At 40.8% G+C, this 23,264-nt stretch carries 19 protein-coding genes; all 19 read right to left on the bottom strand.

Annotated elements, in window-relative coordinates; all coding sequences use genetic code 11:
- Positions 1-73 precede the first annotated feature (73 nt).
- The 19 genes from QZ995_RS03000 to QZ995_RS02910 all read right to left on the bottom strand — a co-directional run bounded on the left by QZ995_RS03000 (position 74) and on the right by QZ995_RS02910 (position 23,080).
- Positions 74-1,087, bottom strand: coding sequence for a zinc-binding dehydrogenase (locus QZ995_RS03000; protein WP_301802826.1), 1,014 nt, complete (start codon positions 1,085-1,087; stop codon positions 74-76).
- Positions 1,088-1,130: 43 nt separating this feature from the next.
- A complete protein-coding gene (locus QZ995_RS02995; RefSeq protein ID WP_301802825.1) occupies positions 1,131-1,826 on the bottom strand; it encodes a 4'-phosphopantetheinyl transferase family protein in 696 nt (231 codons plus the stop codon).
- A 169-nt stretch (positions 1,827-1,995) separates the two neighbouring features.
- On the bottom strand, positions 1,996-5,091 hold the full coding sequence (locus QZ995_RS02990) for an efflux RND transporter permease subunit (RefSeq protein ID WP_301802823.1): 3,096 nt from the start codon (positions 5,089-5,091) through the stop codon (positions 1,996-1,998).
- The gene (locus tag QZ995_RS02985) at positions 5,088-6,320 is read right to left on the bottom strand and encodes an efflux RND transporter periplasmic adaptor subunit (protein WP_301802822.1); all 1,233 of its coding nucleotides are present in this window, start codon (positions 6,318-6,320) and stop codon (positions 5,088-5,090) included. The genes QZ995_RS02990 and QZ995_RS02985 overlap by 4 nt, the downstream gene beginning before the upstream one ends.
- A gap of 289 nt (positions 6,321-6,609) precedes the next feature.
- Positions 6,610-7,344: a glucosamine-6-phosphate deaminase gene (gene nagB, locus QZ995_RS02980; protein WP_301803199.1), complete on the bottom strand. Its 735-nt coding sequence runs from the start codon at positions 7,342-7,344 to the stop codon at positions 6,610-6,612.
- A gap of 3 nt (positions 7,345-7,347) precedes the next feature.
- Positions 7,348-8,517, bottom strand: a complete 1,170-nt coding sequence (nagA, locus tag QZ995_RS02975; protein ID WP_301802820.1) for an N-acetylglucosamine-6-phosphate deacetylase — start codon at positions 8,515-8,517, stop codon at positions 7,348-7,350.
- Positions 8,518-8,843: 326 nt separating this feature from the next.
- The gene (gene pepF, locus QZ995_RS02970; RefSeq protein ID WP_301802817.1) at positions 8,844-10,658 is read right to left on the bottom strand and encodes an oligoendopeptidase F; all 1,815 of its coding nucleotides are present in this window, start codon (positions 10,656-10,658) and stop codon (positions 8,844-8,846) included.
- A 180-nt stretch (positions 10,659-10,838) separates the two neighbouring features.
- Entirely contained in the window at positions 10,839-12,149 is a 1,311-nt protein-coding gene (locus QZ995_RS02965; protein WP_301802814.1) for a UDP-glucose dehydrogenase family protein, read from the bottom strand.
- A 54-nt stretch (positions 12,150-12,203) separates the two neighbouring features.
- Positions 12,204-13,283, bottom strand: a complete 1,080-nt coding sequence (locus tag QZ995_RS02960) for a glycosyltransferase (protein WP_301802812.1) — start codon at positions 13,281-13,283, stop codon at positions 12,204-12,206.
- 4 nt (positions 13,284-13,287) lie between these two features.
- Complete coding sequence (locus tag QZ995_RS02955; protein ID WP_301802808.1) at positions 13,288-14,244, bottom strand: NAD-dependent epimerase/dehydratase family protein; 957 nt, start codon at positions 14,242-14,244, stop codon at positions 13,288-13,290.
- On the bottom strand, positions 14,241-15,092 hold the full coding sequence (locus QZ995_RS02950; RefSeq protein ID WP_301802806.1) for a glycosyltransferase family 2 protein: 852 nt from the start codon (positions 15,090-15,092) through the stop codon (positions 14,241-14,243). The genes QZ995_RS02955 and QZ995_RS02950 overlap by 4 nt, the downstream gene beginning before the upstream one ends.
- Positions 15,089-16,150, bottom strand: coding sequence for a glucose-1-phosphate thymidylyltransferase (locus tag QZ995_RS02945; protein WP_301802804.1), 1,062 nt, complete (start codon positions 16,148-16,150; stop codon positions 15,089-15,091). The genes QZ995_RS02950 and QZ995_RS02945 overlap by 4 nt, the downstream gene beginning before the upstream one ends.
- Positions 16,151-16,265: 115 nt before the next feature.
- Positions 16,266-17,447 (bottom strand): glycosyltransferase family 4 protein, encoded by a 1,182-nt coding sequence (locus QZ995_RS02940; protein ID WP_301802801.1) that lies wholly within the window; start codon positions 17,445-17,447, stop codon positions 16,266-16,268.
- Positions 17,444-17,884 carry a hypothetical protein gene (locus tag QZ995_RS02935; RefSeq protein WP_301802799.1) on the bottom strand — a complete coding sequence of 147 codons (441 nt, stop codon included), beginning with the start codon at positions 17,882-17,884 and terminating at the stop codon, positions 17,444-17,446. The genes QZ995_RS02940 and QZ995_RS02935 overlap by 4 nt, the downstream gene beginning before the upstream one ends.
- A gap of 264 nt (positions 17,885-18,148) precedes the next feature.
- Entirely contained in the window at positions 18,149-18,883 is a 735-nt protein-coding gene (locus QZ995_RS02930; RefSeq protein WP_301802798.1) for a DnaD domain-containing protein, read from the bottom strand.
- A gap of 173 nt (positions 18,884-19,056) precedes the next feature.
- A complete protein-coding gene (locus QZ995_RS02925) occupies positions 19,057-20,025 on the bottom strand; it encodes a siderophore ABC transporter substrate-binding protein (RefSeq protein ID WP_301803197.1) in 969 nt (322 codons plus the stop codon).
- A gap of 403 nt (positions 20,026-20,428) precedes the next feature.
- Complete coding sequence (locus QZ995_RS02920; RefSeq protein ID WP_301802796.1) at positions 20,429-21,187, bottom strand: iron ABC transporter ATP-binding protein; 759 nt, start codon at positions 21,185-21,187, stop codon at positions 20,429-20,431.
- Positions 21,181-22,137: an iron chelate uptake ABC transporter family permease subunit gene (locus QZ995_RS02915; protein WP_301802795.1), complete on the bottom strand. Its 957-nt coding sequence runs from the start codon at positions 22,135-22,137 to the stop codon at positions 21,181-21,183. The genes QZ995_RS02920 and QZ995_RS02915 overlap by 7 nt, the downstream gene beginning before the upstream one ends.
- Positions 22,124-23,080 carry an ABC transporter permease gene (locus tag QZ995_RS02910; protein ID WP_301802794.1) on the bottom strand — a complete coding sequence of 319 codons (957 nt, stop codon included), beginning with the start codon at positions 23,078-23,080 and terminating at the stop codon, positions 22,124-22,126. The genes QZ995_RS02915 and QZ995_RS02910 overlap by 14 nt, the downstream gene beginning before the upstream one ends.
- Positions 23,081-23,264 lie beyond the last annotated feature (184 nt).

Here is a 23,264-nt window from a genome sequence, read left to right as displayed (position 1 = left end):
TGGATTATATTTTTCATCAAATCTTATCTGAGAAATTCTTTCTTTTTCTTCGAAAATCTAAGCGTCTTAGCCCTTAGGATAAATCCCTTGCTTCTCTTCTGCGTAATACGATTTTGCCAAACTGTTCCGAATCCTGTAGTCGTTGAAGGGCAGTTGCACCTTGCTCTAGCTCATAGACGTGATCTATAATCGGGCGGATTTGATGTTGTTCCATAAAGCCTAGCATCTCAATAAATTCTTCCTTGCTGCCAAGTGTGGTCCCTAGAATATTACATTGGCTGTAAAAAAAGCTTCTTAGATTAAATTCTATGATATCACCGGTAGTGGCACCAAATGTAACGCATGTCCCCCCTGGGCGCAGTTGATGCAATGATTGCTGAAATGTAGCGGGACCCACACTGTCAAACACGACGTCAACCTTCTCGCCCTGTAAGGCCTCGTTCCAATCGGTTGCTGTATCAATTGCAACATCAGCACCTAGTTGCAGAGCCCTTTCTTGTTTCGCTTTGCTTCGGGAAGTAACAATGACACGACATTCCAAGGCCTTACTCATTTGAAGTAAAAAGGTAGCTACTCCACTCCCAATTCCAGGAATCAACACCGTATTTCCCTTTTTGACCTGTCCTTTTGTACGTATTGCCCGATAAGCAGTAAGAGCTGCTACAGATAGTACCCCGGCTTCTTCCCATGTTAGATAGTCAGGCTTTTTCACGAGCAGGGAAGCAGGAACTGCGATATACTGCGCATGGGTACCATCGAAGGAAGTCCCTAAAATTTCGAACGAGACAGGAGGAGCATCGCTTTTGGTTAACCAATTTACACCTGCATGCAAGATTACTTCGTCACCTACATGCCATCCCTCTACTTCACTACCTATTTCTTCAATTTCTCCAGCACCATCAGCACCAAGAACGAGCGGAGCGTCTTGTTCGCTTCGCCACATAATAGTGAGTAAATCCCGACGGTTTAAACCGGATGCCTTCAGCCGAACTAGCACCTCATCAGCAGCCAATATCCGTTTAGCTCGTACTCCTAATGTAACCCCTTTTAAGCCTGATTGACCGTGATGTAGCAATGCTTGATACATATTTCCTCCCTCCTTTTCGCTACAAATGACATTCTCATTAGATTTAGGAGACAAAATATTGAATCAATTGGTCTACTCGAATCATTTTTATTTCTTCTGCAAACTGATTACTGGCACTGCATACAGACAACGGATATCCTTTAGCTAGCTGATATTGTTTAAAAAACCAATTCGTCTGTGACGGTGTCTCTTCGCTAAAATCAATGGCACCATTCTCATTTTTTCTAATGGAAAAAGAGGAAAGAGGAATGGACAGTCCCTTCCCAACTGCCTTGATATAGCTCTCCTTTAACGTCCAAAGGTCATAAAAATAAGAAAGTTGTTCTTCTCCTTCTGATTTTTCTACTAAATCCATGTACTCTTGCTTTGAAAAGTAATGCTTAGCAATTTCCATATCTATGGGCTTTTGCTGTTCTACATCAATTCCTACAGGTTCAATGCCTGTACCGCACACTACCCATTCACCGGAGTGAGACAAGTTAATATTGCAATTTGTATGTGGCAGGTAAGGTTTACCATACTCATTGTATTGAAATTCAATCTCCTCTTTAGGAATAAAATGATGTGTAAGCAAAATATAGCGAACGAGTAAATCAGCCAGCAATCCCCTATAAGCATCCTCACGTCTTTGAAATCGAAGAATTTTTTCACGTTTTTCTTGGGATACATGATCTAATAAACGGGTAAATGTATCCTTATCTAGTTCTGCTGGTATATGTAGAGCAAATACGTTTGTCATGTAATTCCCCTCTCCCTTTTCCATATTTTAGAGGATATCTACAAACAAATCTAGCATGTCATAAGAAATCTTTAGAACTGGTCGAAATAAATAGAAGGGCTTCTCCTCACTCCTAATGGCGTAAAGAGAGCCCTTCTTGGTTTCGTTCTTTTATCCCTATGCTACATTTCTATTTTTCTTCCACTGCTGCACCCTCTGCAGATGCCACTAATGATCTCTGTAATCGTTTTTGCATGCGCTTGTCTCTTTTATGGTCCCGCCAATCCCGAATTTCTTCAAATACGGAATACAGCACCGGCACCAGCACTAGTGTAACTAACGTGTGAAACACAAGTCCAGCTATTACTACAGTTGCAAGTGGAGCTTCTAAGCTAGCCCCATCTCCAAATGCCAAAGCCATGGGTACCATACCCAAAATGGCGGTAATTTTAGTCATCAAAACGGGGCGCACTCGCTCATGAGTCCCTTGAATAATTGCTGCTTGTAACGACACGCCGCGTTTTCTAAGTAAATTGATGCGATCGATTAACAAAATCGCATTGGAGACGACAATACCGATTAACATAATGATGCCAATGATGGACATAGCTGTCATCATGCGTTGTGTCAAAACTAGACCAGTAACAACGCCTACCCCAGCCATAGGTAATGTCAGCATTATGATAAATGGATGCGACAAACGTCCGAATTGCGCAACCATAATCAGATAGATGCAAGCAATAGCGCCTAAAAATACAAACAATGCACTGGACATATTGCTTTCTTGATTTTTAAGACTGCCTGCTAGCTCCACTTGCAAGCCAGCCGGCACTACCAATTGATCCAGCTTCGTTTGTAACAAACGGGTAGCATTCCCTGGATCGATTCCTACAAGATCGGCAGACACTTTAATGACACGTTCCCCGTTTCGGTGATTAATTTGTTGCGGTGTCTTACCATATTTCCATTCGACGACATCTATTAATGGTATCATCGTTTGATTTTGTGTGGGAATCAATAGCTTCTTTAGTTGCTCAGGATGTTTCATTTCTTGCTCAGGCAAACGAGCCATTACATCCACATTTGTTCCGTCGGTTGTAAGTTCAGCCACTTTTTGCTCACCCATCATGCTGGATAAATGCTGAGCTAGAACAAGTTCCTCCACCTGTAATCGATTCATTGCTTCTTTTATAGGAATAAGAGTTATCTTTTCTTTCCCCTCACTAAAATCGTTGCGAACACCTGAAATACCCTCTATACCAACAAGCATTGCTGATACTTGCTCACTTAATTCTTTTGCCTTCTCTAAATCCTTGCCAGTAATCTCGACTTCAACAGTTACTGCACCACCGTCTGGACTATCGGTGCTAAAGGAAAAGCGTTCTACACCTGTTACTTCTTTTGTTTTTTCCATGACCAGCTTGCTAATTTCTTCTTTGCTCAGTGAGCGCTCTGCTCTCGGTAATAATGCGATTTTTAACTGCAACCGTTCTAGATTTCCACCAATGTATGCATCTTTTATTTCTTTTATCGCAGACAATTTTTCTTCCGTTTGAGAAATGACTTGTTTGGCAGCTTCCAAGGACGTTCCATGCGGCAACGTAATGTCTGCAAAGATAAAGTTCTCATTCACATCAATTCCCAGATTGGTTTTAACATGGGGGGCCAGTACAAAGATACTGCAAAACATGAGAAAAGCTAGACCAAGTGTAACAAATCGTCGACGCAAACACAGATGCAAGATACGGTCAAAGCCCCGCACTAGAATATTATCCTTGTGATTTTCTCCATTCACCTTTTGCTTATCATTTTTTAGAAAGCTATCTGAGAAAATCGGCACAAAGAAAATTGATACAATCGTAGATGATACAATAGCTGCTGTCACGGTAAAAGCAATCGTAGTGAAAATAGGGGTCAACGCTTCATCAAAGCCTGCCAATACTAAAGGTAAGAATACAACTACCATGGTGATCTGTGACGATAATACAGGCGTAAGCACCTCTTTCGTACCTAGTAAAATCGACTCTCGCAATGCTTTTCCCTGCTCTCGGTAGTGGTAGATACTCTCCAGTACCACGATCGCAGCGTCAACAATTAAACCAACGGACAGACTAAGAGAAATAAGCGTTACCATATCGAAATTATAGCCAAATATCTTCAGTGCAATAAATGTCATTAAAATCGAAAGCGGCAGCGTGGTAGCAATGACCATCGTAACCCGCCAGTTACGTAAAAAGATAAACAAGATCAAAATAGCGAGAGCCCCGCCGATCATAACATCTCTGCTTAGATTACTGATTGAATGCTCGATAAAAGAAGCCGCTTCAAAAATGGATGTAAGATGATAAATTCCGTTTGCTTCTTGATTGATCTGGGCAATAAGCTGTTCTACCCTTGCTTGGGTCGGTATAATTTCGCTGCCCTCTGTACGTTTTACCGAGATACCTACGTAGGGTTTTCCTTTATAGATGGCAAGAGTTTGATCACTCTCGCTTCCCCGTAAATCTTTCACGGTTGCCAATTGGTCCAGCAATGTCATTCCCCTTGGTGTTGGGATCATTACAGACTTTAATTCCTCTACATGATGTAGTGTCTTATCCAATTCGATAACCGTCTGATAGCCGGCGTTATCAAGTGTCCCTAGCGCCTGCTTCCAATTTTGTTTTTGTAGCTCCTGATAGATCTGTGCAGGGGTTACCTGATAAGCCGAGAGTCTCTCTGGCAATAAGATGATTGCGATTTTATTTTCAAAGCTTCCTTGGCTAATCTCTACGCCTTTCACTCCAGATACTGCCTCAATTCGCTCTTTTAGCGTATCCTGAGCATAATTATATAATGATTGAGGATCATTGCCTGTTAAACCCAACACCATCAGGGTTTCATCACCATAATTGGCCTGATAGATATTACTATGTTCGACTTCTTTGGGAAAATTGGAACGCTCACGATTAATAATGCTCTCCAGTTTTTGCTTTGCTGCCTCCCCTTTTCCTTCCTTAGCTACCAAAGTGATTTGAACCTTGCCGCTAGAAGAGGATGAAAAATAGTCCTTTACCTCCTCCATTCCCTTCACTTCTTTTTCTACTCGCTCGGCTACTTTTTTCTCCATTTCCTCGGGAGGAAGTGACCCGCCAGAAATAGTAGCAATAATCCAAGGCAAATTCGTTTTTGGAACCAGAAATACTTTAAAGGAAGCTAGAGAAGCAAAGCCAGCGAATAAAATCATTAGAGTTAAGAGATACACAATAAGCTTTCGTTGGAGAAAGAATGATAGGAGTTTATTCATTGTTTTACTCCCTTCACTGCTACGTTCTCACCGTCAACGATATAGGTGATTCCGCTTTTTACCACCTGTTCCCCTGCTGAGACACCTTTTACAATTTCAATACTTCCATTAATAATCTGTCCGACTTGCACAGGTTGTTTCCTAACAATGCCATTCTCCACCTTCATGACGAAATGGGTCTCATTTGCAAGTCCTACACATTCTAGAGGCAATAAAAATCCCTGCAACGGGCGAGGTACCTTTACATTTGCAATCATACCTCCTCGCCATTTTTTATCTGAGTTATTCATATTAATTTCCACTCGATATTTCCCGTTTGCTTGGTCAATCACAGGTGAGACAAACTGAATAGTCCCCTTACTGCTCACACCCGAAGCACCCTGTACCTCTACCTGCTTCCCTTCAGCAAAAAATCCTACCTCGTCGTTTTCAACAGCCAAAACCACCTTAACGGTTTTCAAATCAACAAGCTCAATTACGCTTTGTCCCCCAGCGACGACCTTACCTGTCTGTTCATGCACAGCTACGATCGTTCCTGAAAACGGGGCAATGATTTTGGTTTGTTGCAAACTCTCCTGTGCACGTACAGCCTCGCTGTTTGCCTGCGTAATGGCAGCATTTGCTCTAGCTAGCTGATCTGGATTTGCTCCTCTTTGAAGCTCCTGAAGGGCAATCTGTTCATTTTTTACACTCATCTCTGCTTGCTTTTCTTTGAGAAGAAGAGCCTCATAATCATTTTTTGAAAGCGCACCGCCTTGAAACAAAACATCGCCCTGCTTCGCGGCTTTTTTGGCCTCTGCTGCAATTTGCTGCTCTCGCTCCAGTCTGATTTTTTGCTGCGCGAGTGCTTCTTGAGAGGCTCCTTTCCTTGTTTCCTGAGCGGCAACAGTTGCAGACTGTACTTGCCCTGCGGCAGCCTGAGCAGCAACCTGATATGCTTTCGCGTCTAAAGAGGCCAAGACCTGACCTTGCTGTACCTGTGCCCCTTTTTCGGTGTTTACTTGTGCGATTTTTCCTGAACTGCCGAAGCCTAGCATGACCTGCTTATTTGCTTCAACTACTCCCGAATATCCTTGTAAAGTTGACGTTGGTGCTTGTTCAATCTTATAGGTCTCCACCCATTTGTTATTTTTCTCCTCTTGTACACTAGCTACTGGCTCCACATGCCCCCCACAGCCACTAACTATCAACATAGAGGCACCCAAAACCGATACGACAACACGTCTCACATCTGTTCCTCCCAGCTCTTTCCTTTTTTATTCTATTCTCTCTAATTTTCTGAAATAACAGAACAGCCAGCAGGTGGAGCTTTTATCCAACTTAAGACGGAGATTGATATGTTGTGGTAAATATAGTGAAATGTAATTTTATACAAAATTAAAATTAAAAACCTTTTTATATAAAAAAAGCAACTCAACTCAGACCTGTCCTCTTCACTATGAACGATTCAACAATTCTTCTCTTCTACATAAAGAAAGACCGTCTACTTGGTATAGACAGTCTTTTTAGCGCTATGTGCTAGTTATGATTGAGCAGGGAGGCTGCTTCCTTATCTAGAAGGAAGGTTACATCAGGATGCTTTTGTAAAATTGAAGCTGGCAGCGCTTCGGTAATTTCACCTTGAATCGCTCTCGCTACTGCCTCTGCCTTTTTCACACCCGCTGCGAGAATAACGATTTTTTTACTTTGCATAATGCTAGCAATCCCCATTGTGATCGCATGACGCGGTACATCCTCCACACTGTCAAAGTAACGAGAGTTGGCTTGGATCGTGTTCTCAGTCAGCTCGACCATGCGAGTGCGCGAATCGAAAGAAGCTCCTGGTTCATTAAAGCCAATATGACCATTTTCACCTATTCCTAGTATTTGAATATCTACTCCTCCGTTGGCTCCTATCTCTTCTTCATATCGGTTGCACTCTGCATCCACATTGGTCGTTTCGCCGTTGGGAAGGTGGATATTGCTTGTTGGTATATTGACATAAGCAAACAGATGATCATGCATGAATGTCCAATAGCTTTGTGGATGCTCACGCTTAATCGGATAATATTCGTCCAGGTTAAAAGTGCGTAATCGTGAAAAGTCCAGCTTTTGATCCTTATAACTAGTAATCAGGTGCCGATAAAATCCTTCTGGTGTTCCGCCCGTAGCTAACCCCAGAACGGAATCAGATTTTTTCTTAATCTGTTCTAAAAAAATATCTGCTGCATAACGGCTGAGTGAATTATAATCCTCAAAAACCTGTACCTGCATCATCTATTCCTCCGTCTTTTCAAATACGATTTTTCCTTCCACCCAAGTAGCCATAACCTGATATTCCTTCGATAACAGAACTAGATCAGCATCTTTGCCTACTTGGATGCTACCTTTTGTATCACTGATGCCTAATTTTTTTGCTTGGTTCATTGTAAGCAAGTAAATTGCTTTTTCCAAAGGGATGTTTGTAAACTTCATAAAGTTAGACAATGCTTTATCTAGGGTAAGAACACTTCCCGCTAATGTACCATCAGAAAGACGCGCTTCATCCCCACGTACGATCACATTTTGTCCACCCAAATCATATTCACCATCATCTAGGCCTGCTGCACGCATCGCATCGGTAATTAACATCATTTGATTTAATTCGCATGCTTTTGCCAAAATACGGATGAAGTTAGGAGACAGATGAATACCATCACAGATAAAATCAAATGTCATTTCCGGATTCTGCATGGCTAACCCGATAATACCCACATCGCGATGGTGCAAGCCCTTCATCGCATTTCCTAAATGGGTCGCATGATTTACCCCTTTGCGTAAGCATTGGCATGCGCCATCATAATCTTGTAAGGAATGTCCAACAGAGGCAATGACCTTTTGTTCGCGCAATAGATCAAAAACCTCTTCTTCGGTAACCAGCTCAGGAGCTAATGTCATAAGCTTGACAAGACCAGGTCGAGCGACCGAGAATACCTTTTGCATATTAGCAAGTGTTGGGGGCTCAATCCACTCTCCATTTTGGGCTCCCTTTAAAACAGGATTAATAAACGGGCCCTCCATATGAACGCCAATTACTTTAGCACCTTTGTTCTCCTTTATATTTGAATAAAATTCTAATATTTCAAGATTACGTTCGATGGGAGCTGTCATCGTAGTAGCTAATAGACCAGTAGTACCGTGCTTAGCATGGAAGCTACAAATGCCGTCAACTGCTTCCTGTGTGCTGTCCATAAAATCATATCCCGCACCACCGTGTACATGCAAATCAATGAATCCTGGTGCTAGAGTTGCACCTTTTCCATCGTATACATATTCTGCTTCTTGTCCATTTTCAGGGCCTACATAGATAATTTTTCCGTTTTCCATAAGGAGAATGGCCTGTTCAAGAATACCTTTTTCTGTGACAATATTCACATTTATAATTTTTTGTGCTTGAGTAACAGTCATGGTTTACTCCTCCTATTTTTCGAACTACAGGAAGCCTCTGTCTATTTTTGGTTAGGCGTCCGATTATACGCATTTCCTATAATTATTATGGAGAAAGCGTTTGTAAAAAAGTCTACGTAAGCGATTTCTCACTTATTATTGTAACAGAAAACAATGCTGTTACCCAAGAATCTTCTTACTCTTCAAGAATCAGACACACAACCGAAGTATTGACGTACCAGCTTTCTTGATGCTTCTAGTCAGTTTTTCTATATGACAAGCTGTGATAGTTTACAAACAAAAAAGAGGGTTACACACCCTCCCCTTTGTAAGTTGATTCAACGCTTCTATTTCGATAAAGCTAATTGCTCCAATTCATCTAACAAGCCTTTAAAGACTTCCATTGCTTCCTCGATCGGCTCTGGTTTTGCCATATCGACTCCAGCTTTTTTCAATAATTCAATAGGGTAATCTGAACCCCCACTAGATAGGAAGTTCAAGTAGCGCTCGACCGCTGGTTCACCCTCCTCCAAAATCTGTTTCGACAGTGAAGTAGCAGCTGAGAAGCCGGTAGCATATTTGTACACGTAGAAATTGTTATAGAAATGAGGAATTCTTGCCCATTCAAGATCAATCTCCTCATCGATTACCACAGAATCTCCGAAATATTTCACATTTAGCTCACGATACATGCTGGAAAGAGAGTCTACTGTCAGCGCATGCCCTTCTTCAATGGTAGCATGAATCATTTTTTCGAATTCAGCAAACATGGTCTGACGGAAAACAGTCGCTCTAAACTGCTCTAAGTAGTAGTTGAGCAGATACATGCGCTTTTCTTTTTCAGTCGTTTGAGCAAGTAAATGCTGCATTAACAGGGCTTCATTTAATGTAGACGCTACCTCTGCTACAAAGATCTGATATTGAGAATAGGTGTATGGCTGGTTTTTATGCGAATAATAGCTGTGCATGGCATGGCCCATTTCGTGTGCTAACGTAAACATGTTATTTAGGTTATCCTGATAATTCATTAGCACGTAAGGATGAACAGAATATGTCCCCCACGAATAAGCACCGCTCGTTTTGCCTTGATTTTCATAGACGTCTACCCATCCGGAAGTGAATCCTTCATGCAGCACCTTTCCATAGTCCTCACCAAGTGGAGCCAATGAGTCCTCCACTGTTTTAACAGCCTCTTCATAAGGAATTTCCATATTCGCTTCTGCTACAATCGGAACATATAAATCATACATGTGAAGCTCATCTACACCCAACATTTTTTTGCGTAAATCTAAATAACGCTGTAGTTCAGGCAAATTCTTATGGATGGTGGCGATGAGATTGTCGTATACGGATTGATCTACATTGTCGTTAAATAAAGACGCCTGTAATGCGGACGAATGCTTCCGGGTACGTGCATAAAACACATCACGTTTTACGCTTGCAATCAATGTTGCTGCAATTGTGTTTTTATGGTTTCGGTAGGTTTCATACAAGGCTTTGAAAGCATCGTGGCGCACTCGACGGTCTTTACTTTCCATGTATTGAGAGTATCGACCTTTTGTTAGTTCAACCTCTTCGCCATTTTCATCTGTAACCATTGGAAATTTAATATCTGCATTGTTTAACATCGTAAAAATGTTGGAAGGAGCACCTGCAATCTCACGCATTTCAGCAAGCAAAACCTCTTCTTCTGCAGACAACGTATGCGGCTTATAACGAATGATCTCCACTTCTAAAAATTTTCTGTAATGATCTAAACCACTTTCTTCGTTTAGTAAAGCCTCGAGACGCTCATCTTCTATTGCTAAAATTTCTGGCTGAATATATGCCAATGCACTGGAGACCTGCGTAGATAGAGAGGTTGCCCGATCTGTTAAAGCCTGGTATGTAGAGTTTCCATTATCCTCATCTCTTCTCATGCGAGCGTACACGTACAGTTTTTCTATCAATTGAGACAGCTCATCCATTAATGTCAGCGCTTCTAACAATTGTTTCCCAGAATCAGCTAATTTCCCCTTAAAGCTTTGCGCTTTCTGAATCAAGGTTTTTGCCAGCTCTGCGTCTTTTTCCCAATCGTTATTGGAAGCATAAATGTCTTCTAGCTTCCATTTGAATTGGTCCGGTACTTCGTTTCGTTTGGGTAATGTTTTGCTTTTATTCACGGTAATGCACACTCCTTTTTATGGAAAATAGGCAGAGCCATCAGAAAAACTGGTACTATTCTCCATCGTACACCAAGCGAAGCTCTGATTCAATTCTTTGCGAACTTCTGCCACCACTGGAAATGAACAAAACGAATCCTTGAAGAAAAAAATGGGGTCCCAATAGAAAAAACCTGGCTTCTACACCAGGCTCCCCACTTGATTTCCAATCCCTACATATTCAAATCCAATTTTTCTCAACTCAGAGTGGGGTAATGCATTGCGACCATCAAAGATCAGAGGTTGCCTCATAATGTGGTACACATGTTCATAATCTAATTCAAGAAACTCTCCCCACTCCGTGCAAAGAATAACCGCATCTGCTCCTTTCACAGCCTCATAAGCTGTTCGGGTATAAGTTACCTGCACGTCAGAATAAACGCGTTGCATGTTAGGCACAGCGACAGGATCATAAGCAGTGATGAGCGCTTCTTTTTCTTGTAAGATCGTTAGCAATTTTCGTGCAGGAGCTTCTCGGATATCATCGGTATTTGGTTTAAAAGATAAACCTAATAAAGCAATTCGCTTGTTAGCCAAGTCTCCTAAGCGTTGTTCGACTTTTTGCAAAAACCAGGCAGGCTGTTGCTCATTTACCTTAGCTACTTGATTCAAAATATTCAGTGGTTCATTTTTCTCTTCAGCTATTGCGAGTAACGCTGAAGTATCCTTAGGGAAACAAGAACCCCCATACCCCAAGCCTGCTCGTAAAAATTCCGGACCAATTCTGGAATCAAGCCCCATTCCAGTAGCGATAATCGAAATATCTGTTCCCAGCTTATCACTTAGCCGTGCCAGTTCATTCATAAAAGAAATTCGCATAGATAAAAAAGCATTAGAAGCATATTTTATCATTTCTGCATTTAACCGACTTGTTTTAATCCGTGGTGCTTCAATGTTTTTGTATAATTCCTCCAACCGTTCAAAAGCTTGAGTAGACGAAGCTCCTATTACGATGCGGGCTGGCTTTAATGAATCCTGTAGTGCGCTTCCCTCCCGTAGAAATTCTGGGTTAGAGACAACGTGTATCTGTGGACAATCGGAAAAAAGCTCTGCTACTTGATCATTGCTACCTACAGGTACTGTACTCTTGATGACTAATACGCGTTCGTCATCATCGTGACGAAGCATGTAGTAAACCTGATCTATTACATCCTTAAAAACACGTAAATCAGCCCTTCCCTCCTGATCGGAAGGGGTGCCTACACAGATAAATATGATCTGAGCTGGAAGTATAGCTACTGTATGATCAGTAGTAAACTCCAGATTTCCTCTGCTTATCACATCAATCAGAGCTTCGTCTAATCCCGGTTCATATATGGGTGATTTGCCGGTTTGCAACAAGCGTATCTTTTCTTCGTCTACATCCACTCCCGTCACTTCATGTCCTGCCATTGCTAGTGCGACCCCTGTTGTAACTCCTACATATCCAGTTCCAATGACGGCTACTTTCATGCTGACACCTCCGCCATGATTTGGTGATATTCATGTTACTTGGTTGCTAAGTGCCTACTGGTTTTCTTTTATTAGTCGTATATATACGTTTTCCAAAACCTTACGTTGCTTGTTAATGTCATGTTGTTTTTCCACTTTCACACGTGCATTCAAGGTGTATTCTATCCACCGCTCTTCTTCCTGGATCATACGAATCATCATTTCGGCAAATTTGCGAGGTGACCCCTCGGGAGCAAGCAACCCGCTTACACCATGCTCTATCAGTTCCGGAATCCCAGCATGGTTTGTAGAAATAACCGGTCTTCCTGTAGCCATGGCTTCCATTAGCACATTAGGAATCCCCTCTTGATTGCCATCTTTCGCCGTTTTGCAAGCAAGTGCAAACATATGACAATGAGCCAACTCCTCAGCTACTTGAGGGTGGCTGACACCGCCTTTAAGCACCACACTATTTTGTAACTTGTAGCGCTTAATCAATTTTTTTAGTTTCTTTTGCTGATCCCCTTCCCCTACTATTGTTAACGTAGCATTTGGAAAAACCTTGTGTACATGTCGAAAGGCGCGAATGAGCGTATCCATTCCTTTTTTTTCTACCAGTCGCCCAATACTTAAAAATTTATAGGAATGATTCCAAACAGGTTGCATAGCCTGATAGGAAAATTTTTGAAGGTCAATTCCTGATCGCAGCAATGTTATTTTGTGTTTCGGACATCCTAGTTTTATTACCTTTTTTTTCATGTGCTCACTTACGACTGTGAATGCGCTTCCTCTCCGAAATAATTGCTTTAATTTTCGCCTATATTTAGGATCAACATTGGGCCTGCGTGATACATCCGTTCCGTGGAATGACACAAGTAAGGGTAATTTGGAACGCTTGGCAACCGGCAGTAAATCAAGTCCCCCTGTTCCAAATCGAGCATGAAGTATCTTAATCTGTTTTTTCTTCACCCAATGATGGAGATTCGTTATCTTTTTTTTTACGAAGATAGACTTATGAGGAAACTGATCCACATTAATCGGTTTACTCCTCGTTACTACTAACGGTTCCACCTGTGTATGTCCAATCAATTGTTCGTAAATGAAGGTTTCACTTCTTGGAAGATAAATTCGCCGATATAAAAGAACGCGATGCATGCTTTCATCCCCCCTGGTACAGCTTCTTAATATCCTGAAATTGCTGGTAGAGCCCCTGTTCCAACGAGGTATGTGGACGATAGCCAATCTGTTGAGCTGCTAGGGATATATCAGCACAGGTACGCCTCGAATCACCTTTTTCTGCTATTGTGAAGGTAATATCCGGCTCCACTTGCATGATCTTTGCCATAAGCGAAACGGCCTCTAACAAGCTAATTTCTCGTTCTCCACCGATGTTATAAATCTTCCCCGCCTGACCGAACTCACTCGCCAACAGATTGGCTTCCACCACATCGTGTACGTAGCTAAAGTTACGGCTTTGACTACCATCCCCGTAAATTTGTATGGGCTCTTTGTGCATCATAGCTCGAAAAAAACGATGAAAGGCCATGTCAGGACGCTGTCTGGGGCCATATACGGTAAAATAACGGAGTGCAACCACTGGTAATTGATAGGCTTTCACATAAGCTTGCATCAAATACTCCATTGAGACTTTGGTTACACCATAAGGGGAAAGTGGTTCAAGCGGAGCTGTTTCTTGTGTTAATCCTTCTTGCATTGTGCCATAAACAGAAGAGGAGGAGGCAAGCACAATTTTTCGCAATGATTGATGAGTAAGGCTAGCTTCTAATAGGATTTGGGTAGCGGTCACATTGTGATTGACATACTCCTGAAAAGCATCCCCCCAGCTTGCTCGCACGCCAGGTAAGGCAGCCAGGTGGAAAATATACTGAACACCCTTTAACAGATAAGACCAGTCAACATCCTGGATGGATTGATTGATAAAATGAAATCGGGAATCCTGCAGACTATACTTGATGTTTCGTTCCTTATAAGATAATGGGTAGTTTTGAAGCATGCTATCTACACCAATTACTTCATAATCGTCTGCCAGCAATCGCTCGGTCAAATGAGAGCCGATAAATCCCGCGCAGCCAGTCACCACAGCTTTTTTCCTCATTTGCGATGACCTCTTTTCTTTTTGCGCTTCTCTAGTTCTTTAATGACTAGAAAACATCCTCTCTTGCCATAAATTGCACGATATTTATTCCCCCATCTCTTTAAATAATATTCATACGTTTGCCTTCGTAAATAATTACGTTTTCGAATCGATCCTGGCTCTGTCAATTGATTTTGATGCTTTGTTCTGTTATATAACGTCTTATCTATATGCTGAACGGGATACTTTTCAATCAATCGTAAAATCATTCGACGATCTTCCATAATTCTGCCACCATATTTGTCTGAGGTATCCCATCCCCCTACCTCTTGCAAGGCATTCACGCGATAACAACGCGGTGCAACCATCCATCCATCATATTGTAAAAAATCATACTTCCCTCTAATTTGCCGATGTCTAATGCCTTTTCGCTTACGATATTTACCTTTATAAACACGCCACACATTCATATTTCCATAGTACAGAGCACATTTTTCCTTTTTTATACTGTGTTGATTTTTCAAAATTGCTTGTTTAAACCTCTCCAAAGTACGTTTGGCTAACCAATCATCGGAATCCAATTGAATAAGATAAGGGGTGCGTGTCAGTTCCAATGCCATATTCATGACCTTCGATATTCCTGAATTCTTATCCATACGATAGTATCGAATCTTCGAATGAGTAAAAAGGTTAGCGACAATTTCCTCCGTACTATCCGTAGAAGCATCATCAATGATTAGTATTTCCCAATCATCACAGGTCTGCTTCAAGACACTTTTTATCGCCTTTTGTAGCATATCCGATCGATTATAGGTGGGTATTACGACAGTAAACATGGGGATAACTGCATTATCATCTATATCAGTCATGAAACCTCAATTCTCCTTGTCGCAGGTAGTGTTATCGTCGAATGATCACTCATAATAAATATCCCCATGTCCTGTCGTGAAACATTTGGTACTCCCCCAACTAAATAAGACGAGCGTCCAAAAATACTGTCATGAATGTAACAATCCAAATTTACTAATTTGGTGTCTTCTAATAAAATGCTGTTTTCAATTCTTTGGCAATTTCTTACCTCCGCTCCATTTTGGATACATACATAAGGCCCAATTGTGCAGTTAGACAATTTACAGTTTTCACCTATCATCACTGGGCCTATAATCTCGCAATTATCAATCCGACTTCCCTCTCCTACTTGCACCTCAGTTCCAACAGATTTGTCTAGCATCCAGCGATTAGCCTCCAACCATCTCTCCATCGTCCCTACATCGGAATAAGGTAGCTTGGTTGTAGAATGTACTACCTTTTTACCTTGCTGTAAAAGCGCGGCAATGGCATCAGTAATTTCATATTCGCCCCGCTTAGATGGTTGTAATCCAGCAATTACTTGAAAGATAGCAGGGGTAAAAAAATAGGCTCCGATTACAGCTAAATTGCTTTTGGGAAACTGCGGCTTTTCAACAATGGACTGGATTTGCTCTCCTTGCACTTCAGCTATGCCAAAATCCTGAGGTTTCTCTACTTCGCTTAATAAAACGGCAGCGTAGGCATCTGTCTTAATAAAGCTGTCGTGTAAATTATGCAAGGATTCCATCATTAAGTTATCCCCTAAAAACAAAGCAAACTTTTCTTCAGCGATAAAGGATTCAGCTAAAGAAACAGCATGGGCAATGCCCAATGGTTCCTGCTGTTCAATATACCTAATCACTGCGCCGTATTTTTGTCCATCCCCAACATACGCGGGTATTTGCAATTGGTTTGGACTAATTACGATACCTATTTCCCTGATACCGACATCGAGTAACTTTTGCAAACAGTGCTGGATCACCGGTAGATTAGCTACAGGTAGGAGTGTCTTGGGCTGTGAATAGGAAAGTGGATATAGTCGTGTGCCACGGCCAGCGCATAAAATTAACCCTTTCAAATGACATTCACCCCTGTTCCATAGAGATATCTATACTGTATGCACAGGGATAGCAACGGTTTGGGTGATTGGCTATAATTACCCAAATAGTGGCGGATGCCTATGTAAAAAGCGCCTACGTTTTCTTGCGTGGGCGCTGTTTTTTCTGTTCACGTATCTTAATTGCCTTATTGAAAACCTCCAGATATTCATTAGCTGTTTTTTCCCATGTAAATTCACTTGCTCGTAATATCGAACGATTGGCAAAGGATGTAAAGAAAGAGGCAGAATTCCACATTTGTTCCCAAAGGTCTGGTATGGTTTTCACCCATTCCTTAGGAGGAATGAGATAGCCGGTCTCATTGTGTTCAACCACCTCTCCTATTCCTCCTTTTGTTGAAGTTAAAATAGGCTTTCCTGCCGCCATTCCCTCTATATTAACCCGGCAAAACGGCTCGTTCCAAACGGATGGGGTAGCTACAATATCACAGATATGATACCACTCTGGCATCTGTTTTGAAGGGATAAAATTAACAAAACGCACCTTCTCTTTTAGGGGTTTAGCCAATTTTTTTAAATAGCGCACGTATTTGTTTTCCTGATTGTTTCCATACCCTTTTCCACCAACTATCAGAAGACGTGCATGCTGGTCTCGCTTAGCGATCTGTTTGAAGGCACGAATTAAGAGATGCACCCCTTTTTCGTGCATTAATCGTCCGGCATACATCATCACGCGATGGTGCTGTTGATAACCCAGAGATTTTCGTTTTTCAGAAATGATCTTCTGTCCCTCCTTAGACAGTGAATAAGTGGCAACATCTACTCCAAGATGAACGGCGTGTATCTTCTGTTTTGCTATACCATGTTTCTTGATCAGATATCGTCGCAGATAGTTACTGTTGGTAATCAAACAATCTACCTGCTTTTTCACTTTTTTCATACGGAGAGGCGAAATCACCTTTCGTGAAGCAAATACGTGAGAATGCATATTAAGCACGATAGGTATATCTTCACAAGCCTTGCGCATTATAGAAACAAAACTTGGACGATTCTCTATCAAAATTAAATCAGGCTTGTTTTTTTTTATTCGACTTGCTACTTGCTTAATATAAGATTTTTGTCCAAGATAAGATATCCGAATGTACTTGATTCTGCCATCTCGTTCTGACCGTGGGTAATCTTTACAGGTTCTTGTGTAGATTTCGATATCATGAGACAGTGCTAATCTTTTACTTACCTCATCAATATCCAACTCAACTGAACTGCCCCGAACAGGTGGAACAGAAAAAGGGCCAGGACTTATGATTGCAATCCTCATGCTCTGTTCGATTCCCATTCCTTTTTAATGGCAAGCACAATCTGATAAATTTGTTCTCGTTCCTTGTTCCATTGAAGAACTACTTTCTCCACTTGCTGTTTCCATTTTTCGCTATTGTGCTGTAACATCTCCCATCGATTTATCATCGCTGCCATTTTGGATTCCATCGTAGCCATTACCTGCTGATATTCTTTAATTTGTTCCTGCCATGCGATTCGCTCCTTCTCTAACTGATCCAAACGCTGCTGCATTTCTTTCCACTGATTAAGTAATTCTTGCTTTTCTTTCGCCCTTTTTGGATATAGTCCCTCCAATAACACGGCATCAGGGATCACCCGGCAGTCATTTTGGCCCCCTGAGGCTTGCAAATCAAACATGGCCGAGAAAACAAACGGCCCTCCCTCAGTATTCAGTTCTAGCTGCTTTCGATTATCCATTAGTTATCCCTCCTTTACTTGTTATATTCTATGTACTTAACCGGTTGATGGGTGCATACCTACTAGGTTGTTCCCATCCAAATCATGCAATGCTCTCACTTGGCAATCTTATTGGCTGTTTACGATAAAGCCAAGGAATACAAAAACCCCTTTGCGCATCGATAAAGAGCATCAAGACATACAGCCTTTTATCGATTGCGTAAAGGGGTTTTTCTTTATCTCTATTTTTTTATCCTGTAGCCTGGATAATTTCTGATTACTTACCTACCGTCCCTCTTTTACAGCTACTTGGCGACGAAATCGCTGACTGTACTCTCTCGCTTCCTCAACAGAGCAGACCTGATTGCGTTGCCACTCCAATAAGATACGGTCAATATAGCGGATAAATAGCTTACCAACAGACTGTGCCTCTCGTAAGGCAGCTATGATTAGCTCTTCTGCATATCTATCCTCTTCCACCCAAATTTGTAATGTTTCTACCTCAATCGGAGAAAGCGGCCGACCAAATGTTTGTTCAAATTGTGTGTACAAACTATCTGGCTGCTGTTCCTCATCCAATGTAAATAGCATCGTATCAGCAGGTCCGCCCGGAATATCCATGTGAGAAGTAACTGCCACTTCCTGTCTGGAATCACTAAATGCTTCACGTTGTACTTGATAGCTTTGCTTCAAGCATTCAAACAAACGGTCATAGACAACAGAAAGATTGTAGCTTTCCGAACGAAAGCCTGTTTGTTCATCAACATTCTCATCAATGCTGATCCATTGATCCTTCATCATTTTCTGCAACAATTGTATTAAACGCAATCCAGACATGGAGAGCCGATCCTCAAGCTGCGATAAGGTGGGAAATTGATTCCCTTCTTGTTGAAATGACAAGAGGTGGATAATTAACATCATTTCTTCGTCCGCTAATGACATACGTTTATAATTCTTTAATAATAAATTAGATACGGACGTAGAACCCTCTTGTATCAATTGTCTTATTTGTCGATCCATGTCGTGCTTTCACCTCTCCCCTATTATAACAAGGACAGGCAAATTCACCTAGTAAAAAAACACATACACCATTGGAGGATCTTTCTTGCCATACAAAAAGCTGAAAAAGAAAACAGCTAGTAGAAAGGGGGATTTCTACTAGCTGTAACGTTTCTTCAGTGCTATTTTATTTTTTATTTATAAACAGCAGCTGTTTCTTTTACCATTTCAGATACAGATTCTAATCCGCCACCAGATAGGTACCAGTATCCTGGATCTAGGTAAATGACTTTATTGTTTTTAACTGCATTCGTTTTCTTAACAATTTCATTTTCTACTACTTGTTTCGCAGAGGATTCACCTTTTTTAATAGCCGCAGTACGGTCAACTACGAAAATGTAATCAGGGTTTTTCTCCAAGATGTACTCGAAAGAAACACTTTGTCCATGTGTAGATGCATCGATTTTATCATCTGCTTGTTTGAAACCAAACAAGTCATGAATAATACCAAAGCGTGAAGTAGCACCATAAGCACTTACTTTGCCATCGTTAGCAAGAATAACTAAAGCTTTTTTCTCGTCAGCTTTTGTTTTTTCATTTAGGTCTTTGATTTCTTTTTCAATTTTAGCTAGCATTTCATCAGCTTTTGCTTCTTTATCAAAAATTTGAGCCAATGTTTTTACATTCGTAGTGAAGGATTCCATGTATTTCTTATAATCAACATCCATATAGATTGTTGGAGCGATCTTTTTAAATTCTTCATACTTATCGGATTGACGACCAGCAATGATGATTAAATCGGGTTTTGCTTCATGAATTTTTTCAAAGTCAGGCTCTTTCAAACCGCCTACATTGATATATTTTTCATCTTTGTATTTATCTAGATAGCTAGGTAGGCTTTTTTGTGGAAGACCAACTGGTTCTACGCCGAATGCATCCATAGTATCAAGGGAACCAAAGTCAAACACAACGACTCTTTGTGGATTTTTCTTTACTACTGTCTCACCCAATTCGTGTTTTACAGTAATTTCCGCAGGAGCAGCTGCTTGTTTTGCTGCTTCTGGTTGAGCACCAGATGTTTTATCTGTAGCATTATTAGACCCGCAAGCTGCAGTAACCAATGCTAGCATAAATGTAGCAAATACCATTGCTAATTTCTTCAACATTCTCACCTCTATAAATTTTTTGAAACAAGATGTAGAACAGATCATTTGCTAGGAAAACCTGCTCTTCCTTCCGCTAATGAAACAAAGGGTAAACTTATCTGTGCCTGCTTTGTACCTTCTTTCTCTTCCTCCAAGTGTCCTATGTCAATTCACGTCCCTGCATTACTTCGCGGTCCGTGATCCCCCTGCTTGAGTGACGACAGGATGCTTGTCATTAGGTATTACCCAGCTCGGAAACAACCCGCAGGTCTTTTCCGTACGTTAAGAAAGGAAGGAAAAAAGGTTTCCCACATCGGCAGGCCAGTTTTGCCATCATTTTCAGGTCTTTGTTTCATGAATCCAACTACATCCGTTTACGTTATCAGTACGATTTGTAAATGGTTTTCATTGATATTCTTTGTTAAGCGAAATAGACACAAATGTCATTACCCTCGATGTTTTGGATATTGAAATCCATCTCATACAAGTCCTGCAAGACCTTAGGGTTAATGATTTCTTGGGTCGAGCCCTCTTTGACGATTTTACCGTCTTTTAATGCAACAATATAATCGGAGTAACAGGAAGCAAAGTTAATATCGTGAATGACAATGATGATCGTCTTGCCTAATTCAGCTACCAAACGTCGCAGTGTTTTCATGATTTGCACCGAGTGCTTCATATCCAAATTATTAAGTGGCTCATCCAGCAGGATATAATCCGTGTTTTGCGCGATTACCATTGCGATATAAGCTCGCTGTCTTTGTCCACCGCTTAATTGATCTAAATATTTATCCTGCATCTCCTCCAGTTCCATATAAGCAATCGCTTCTTCGACATATTTCCAATCTTCCGGCGATAAATTACCCTGTGAATAAGGAAAACGACCGAAACTGATCAATTCTTTCACAGTTAAGCGAATATTAATATGGTTGGACTGTTTTAAAATCGAAATCTTCTTGGCTAAATCGTTGCTGTTCCATTTACTTATTTCCTGCCCTTCAATAAAAACCTCGCCTTCATCCTTCTTGAGCAAGCGGCTGATCATGGACAGCAATGTACTTTTCCCAGCACCGTTGGGACCGATAAAGGAGGTGATGCTTCCCTTTTTGATCTTCACCGATATATTTTCAACAACAGGCTTATTCCCATAGAATTTTGTGACGTTTTTAACTTCTACCATGCTTTATTCTCCTTTAACAGCAGATATAAGAAGTACATACCACCAATGAAATTGATGATGACACTGAGCGGTGTCGAGAATTGAAAAACCCGCTCCACGATGAACTGTCCGCCAACTAAAGCAATGGTACTAATCAGCATAGAACCAATTAGCAAATACTTGTGCTGATACACCTTTAAGAATTCCCGTGCCAAATTGGCTACCAATAATCCCAAAAAGGTAATTGGACCAACTAATGCGGTTGAAATAGAAACTAGCACCGCAATTACGATCAGTAATCTTTTCACAACTCGCTCGTAGTTAATTCCTAAATTAATCGCTTGATCTCTTCCTAAAGACAATACATCAAGGAATTTTAACTGTTTAAAAACATAACCGCCAGCTAAGACTATTCCAATCACAGATAGTATCAGGATATCTGTATTTACACTGTTAAAGCTGGCAAACATTTTATCCTGAATGACTTGGAATTCGTTTGGATCAATTAACATTTGCATAAACGAGGATAGACTGGAGAAAAAGGTTCCAAAGATAATCCCCACTAAAAGCAAGAAAAATATATTCCTTCCCTCACCTCTAAACAGCGTTTTAAATAAAATGCTTGAGAATACAATCATGAGTCCTACTGAAAGAACAAAGTTAACATTTTTATTCATGATTGTGATGTGCATTGAACCAAATATGAAAATAACCAATGTTTGGATAAACATATACAGCGAATCCAACCCGATGACGCTAGGAGTTAAGATTCGGTTATTCGTTATCGTTTGAAAAACAACAGATGAGAACGCAATCGCTCCCCCAGTCAATAAAATAGCAAGTACATTTTTACTGCGTTTGGGAAGAACATAATCCCAATTGTTCGCATTCATCTTGTAGAAAATAAATAATCCAATCAAGACGATTGCGATCATCGCAAGGATGCCCAACATTCTTCTACATTGTTGCATATGCATTTCTCCTCATGAGTAAGTACAGGAAGATTCCACTGCCGATAACTCCGACCATAAGTCCAATCGAGAGCTCATAAGGAAAAATTACGATACGCCCTAATATATCACATGCTAGGACAAATACGGCTCCGAGTAAGGCTGTATGCGGTAGACTGTTCCGTAGATTATCCCCGCGATAAATGGAAACGATGTTCGGAATAATTAAACCAAGGAATGGAATCATTCCGACTGTGAGCAATACCAGAGAGGAAATCATAGCAACGATGATTAATCCGATATTGATCACACGCTGATAGTTAAGCCCTAGATTAACCGCGAATTCTTCGCCCATCCCTGCGACCGTGAATTTATTCGCATAAAGAAAGGCGATAATGACAAGGGGGATACTGATATACAAAAGCTCATATCTTCCCTTCATGATCATGGAGAAGTCCCCTTGTAACCATGAGGATATATTTTGTATCAGGTCATATTTATAAGCAAAGAAAGTGCTTATAGAACTGATAATATTACCAAACATGATACCTACCAATGGAATAAAGATGTTGTCTTTAAACTTTATTTTTTTAAGGATTTTCATAAAAATAAAGGTGCCGCCTAAGGCAAATATGAATGCGACAATCATCTTTACGATCGGACTCTCTGTAGTAAATAGCATGAGTGATACCAGCACGCCTAATCGAGCACAGTCCATCGTTCCTGCAGTAGTAGGAGATACGAATTTATTACGGGTGATCTGCTGCATGATTAAGCCGCAGATACTAAGGCTTATACCAGCCACAATAATGCTAACTAGTCGTGGAACACGGCTGATTAAGAAAATTTCAACTTGCTCATTTTTAAAATTTAGAATGTCAAGTGGAGTAATGTTTTTGACTCCAATAAATAAGGAACACATGGATAGGATGATTAATGCTAAAAATAAATATCTCTTTTTCATAGTTCCCCCCGTATGACATTAGCAACTGATGTGATCTCTATTATTTAATCGTTCTATTTTCGTGTTATGGATCAATTATGTATTTGTTTATATTACAAATTATTACAAATGAGATTGATTTTCATTAACCATCATCCAAAGAGTATTATAAATGATTTTCATTCTCACATTCAACTGTTTTTTC

Source organism: Brevibacillus laterosporus (assembly GCF_030489605.1).
GTDB lineage: Bacteria > Bacillota > Bacilli > Brevibacillales > Brevibacillaceae > Brevibacillus_B > Brevibacillus_B laterosporus_E.
Note: the sequence above shows the minus strand (reverse complement) of the source record. Positions and strands in the feature narration are given on the sequence as shown.

Excerpts from the sequence above, each read along its gene's own strand:
- QZ995_RS03000 (WP_301802826.1), bottom strand. The coding sequence starts at position 1,087 with ATGTATCAAGCATTGCTACATCACGGTCAATCAGGCTTAAAAGGGGTT.
- QZ995_RS02995 (WP_301802825.1), bottom strand. The coding sequence starts at position 1,826 with ATGACAAACGTATTTGCTCTACATATACCAGCAGAACTAGATAAGGAT.
- QZ995_RS02990 (WP_301802823.1), bottom strand. The coding sequence starts at position 5,091 with ATGAATAAACTCCTATCATTCTTTCTCCAACGAAAGCTTATTGTGTAT.
- nagB (WP_301803199.1), bottom strand. The coding sequence starts at position 7,344 with ATGCAGGTACAGGTTTTTGAGGATTATAATTCACTCAGCCGTTATGCA.
- nagA (WP_301802820.1), bottom strand. The coding sequence starts at position 8,517 with ATGACTGTTACTCAAGCACAAAAAATTATAAATGTGAATATTGTCACA.
- QZ995_RS02965 (WP_301802814.1), bottom strand. The coding sequence starts at position 12,149 with ATGAAAGTAGCCGTCATTGGAACTGGATATGTAGGAGTTACAACAGGG.
- QZ995_RS02960 (WP_301802812.1), bottom strand. The coding sequence starts at position 13,283 with ATGCATCGCGTTCTTTTATATCGGCGAATTTATCTTCCAAGAAGTGAA.
- QZ995_RS02955 (WP_301802808.1), bottom strand. The coding sequence starts at position 14,244 with ATGAGGAAAAAAGCTGTGGTGACTGGCTGCGCGGGATTTATCGGCTCT.
- QZ995_RS02950 (WP_301802806.1), bottom strand. The coding sequence starts at position 15,092 with ATGACTGATATAGATGATAATGCAGTTATCCCCATGTTTACTGTCGTA.
- QZ995_RS02940 (WP_301802801.1), bottom strand. The coding sequence starts at position 17,447 with ATGAGGATTGCAATCATAAGTCCTGGCCCTTTTTCTGTTCCACCTGTT.
- QZ995_RS02935 (WP_301802799.1), bottom strand. The coding sequence starts at position 17,884 with ATGGATAATCGAAAGCAGCTAGAACTGAATACTGAGGGAGGGCCGTTT.
- QZ995_RS02930 (WP_301802798.1), bottom strand. The coding sequence starts at position 18,883 with ATGGATCGACAAATAAGACAATTGATACAAGAGGGTTCTACGTCCGTA.
- QZ995_RS02920 (WP_301802796.1), bottom strand. The coding sequence starts at position 21,187 with ATGGTAGAAGTTAAAAACGTCACAAAATTCTATGGGAATAAGCCTGTT.
- QZ995_RS02915 (WP_301802795.1), bottom strand. The coding sequence starts at position 22,137 with ATGCAACAATGTAGAAGAATGTTGGGCATCCTTGCGATGATCGCAATC.
- QZ995_RS02910 (WP_301802794.1), bottom strand. The coding sequence starts at position 23,080 with ATGAAAAAGAGATATTTATTTTTAGCATTAATCATCCTATCCATGTGT.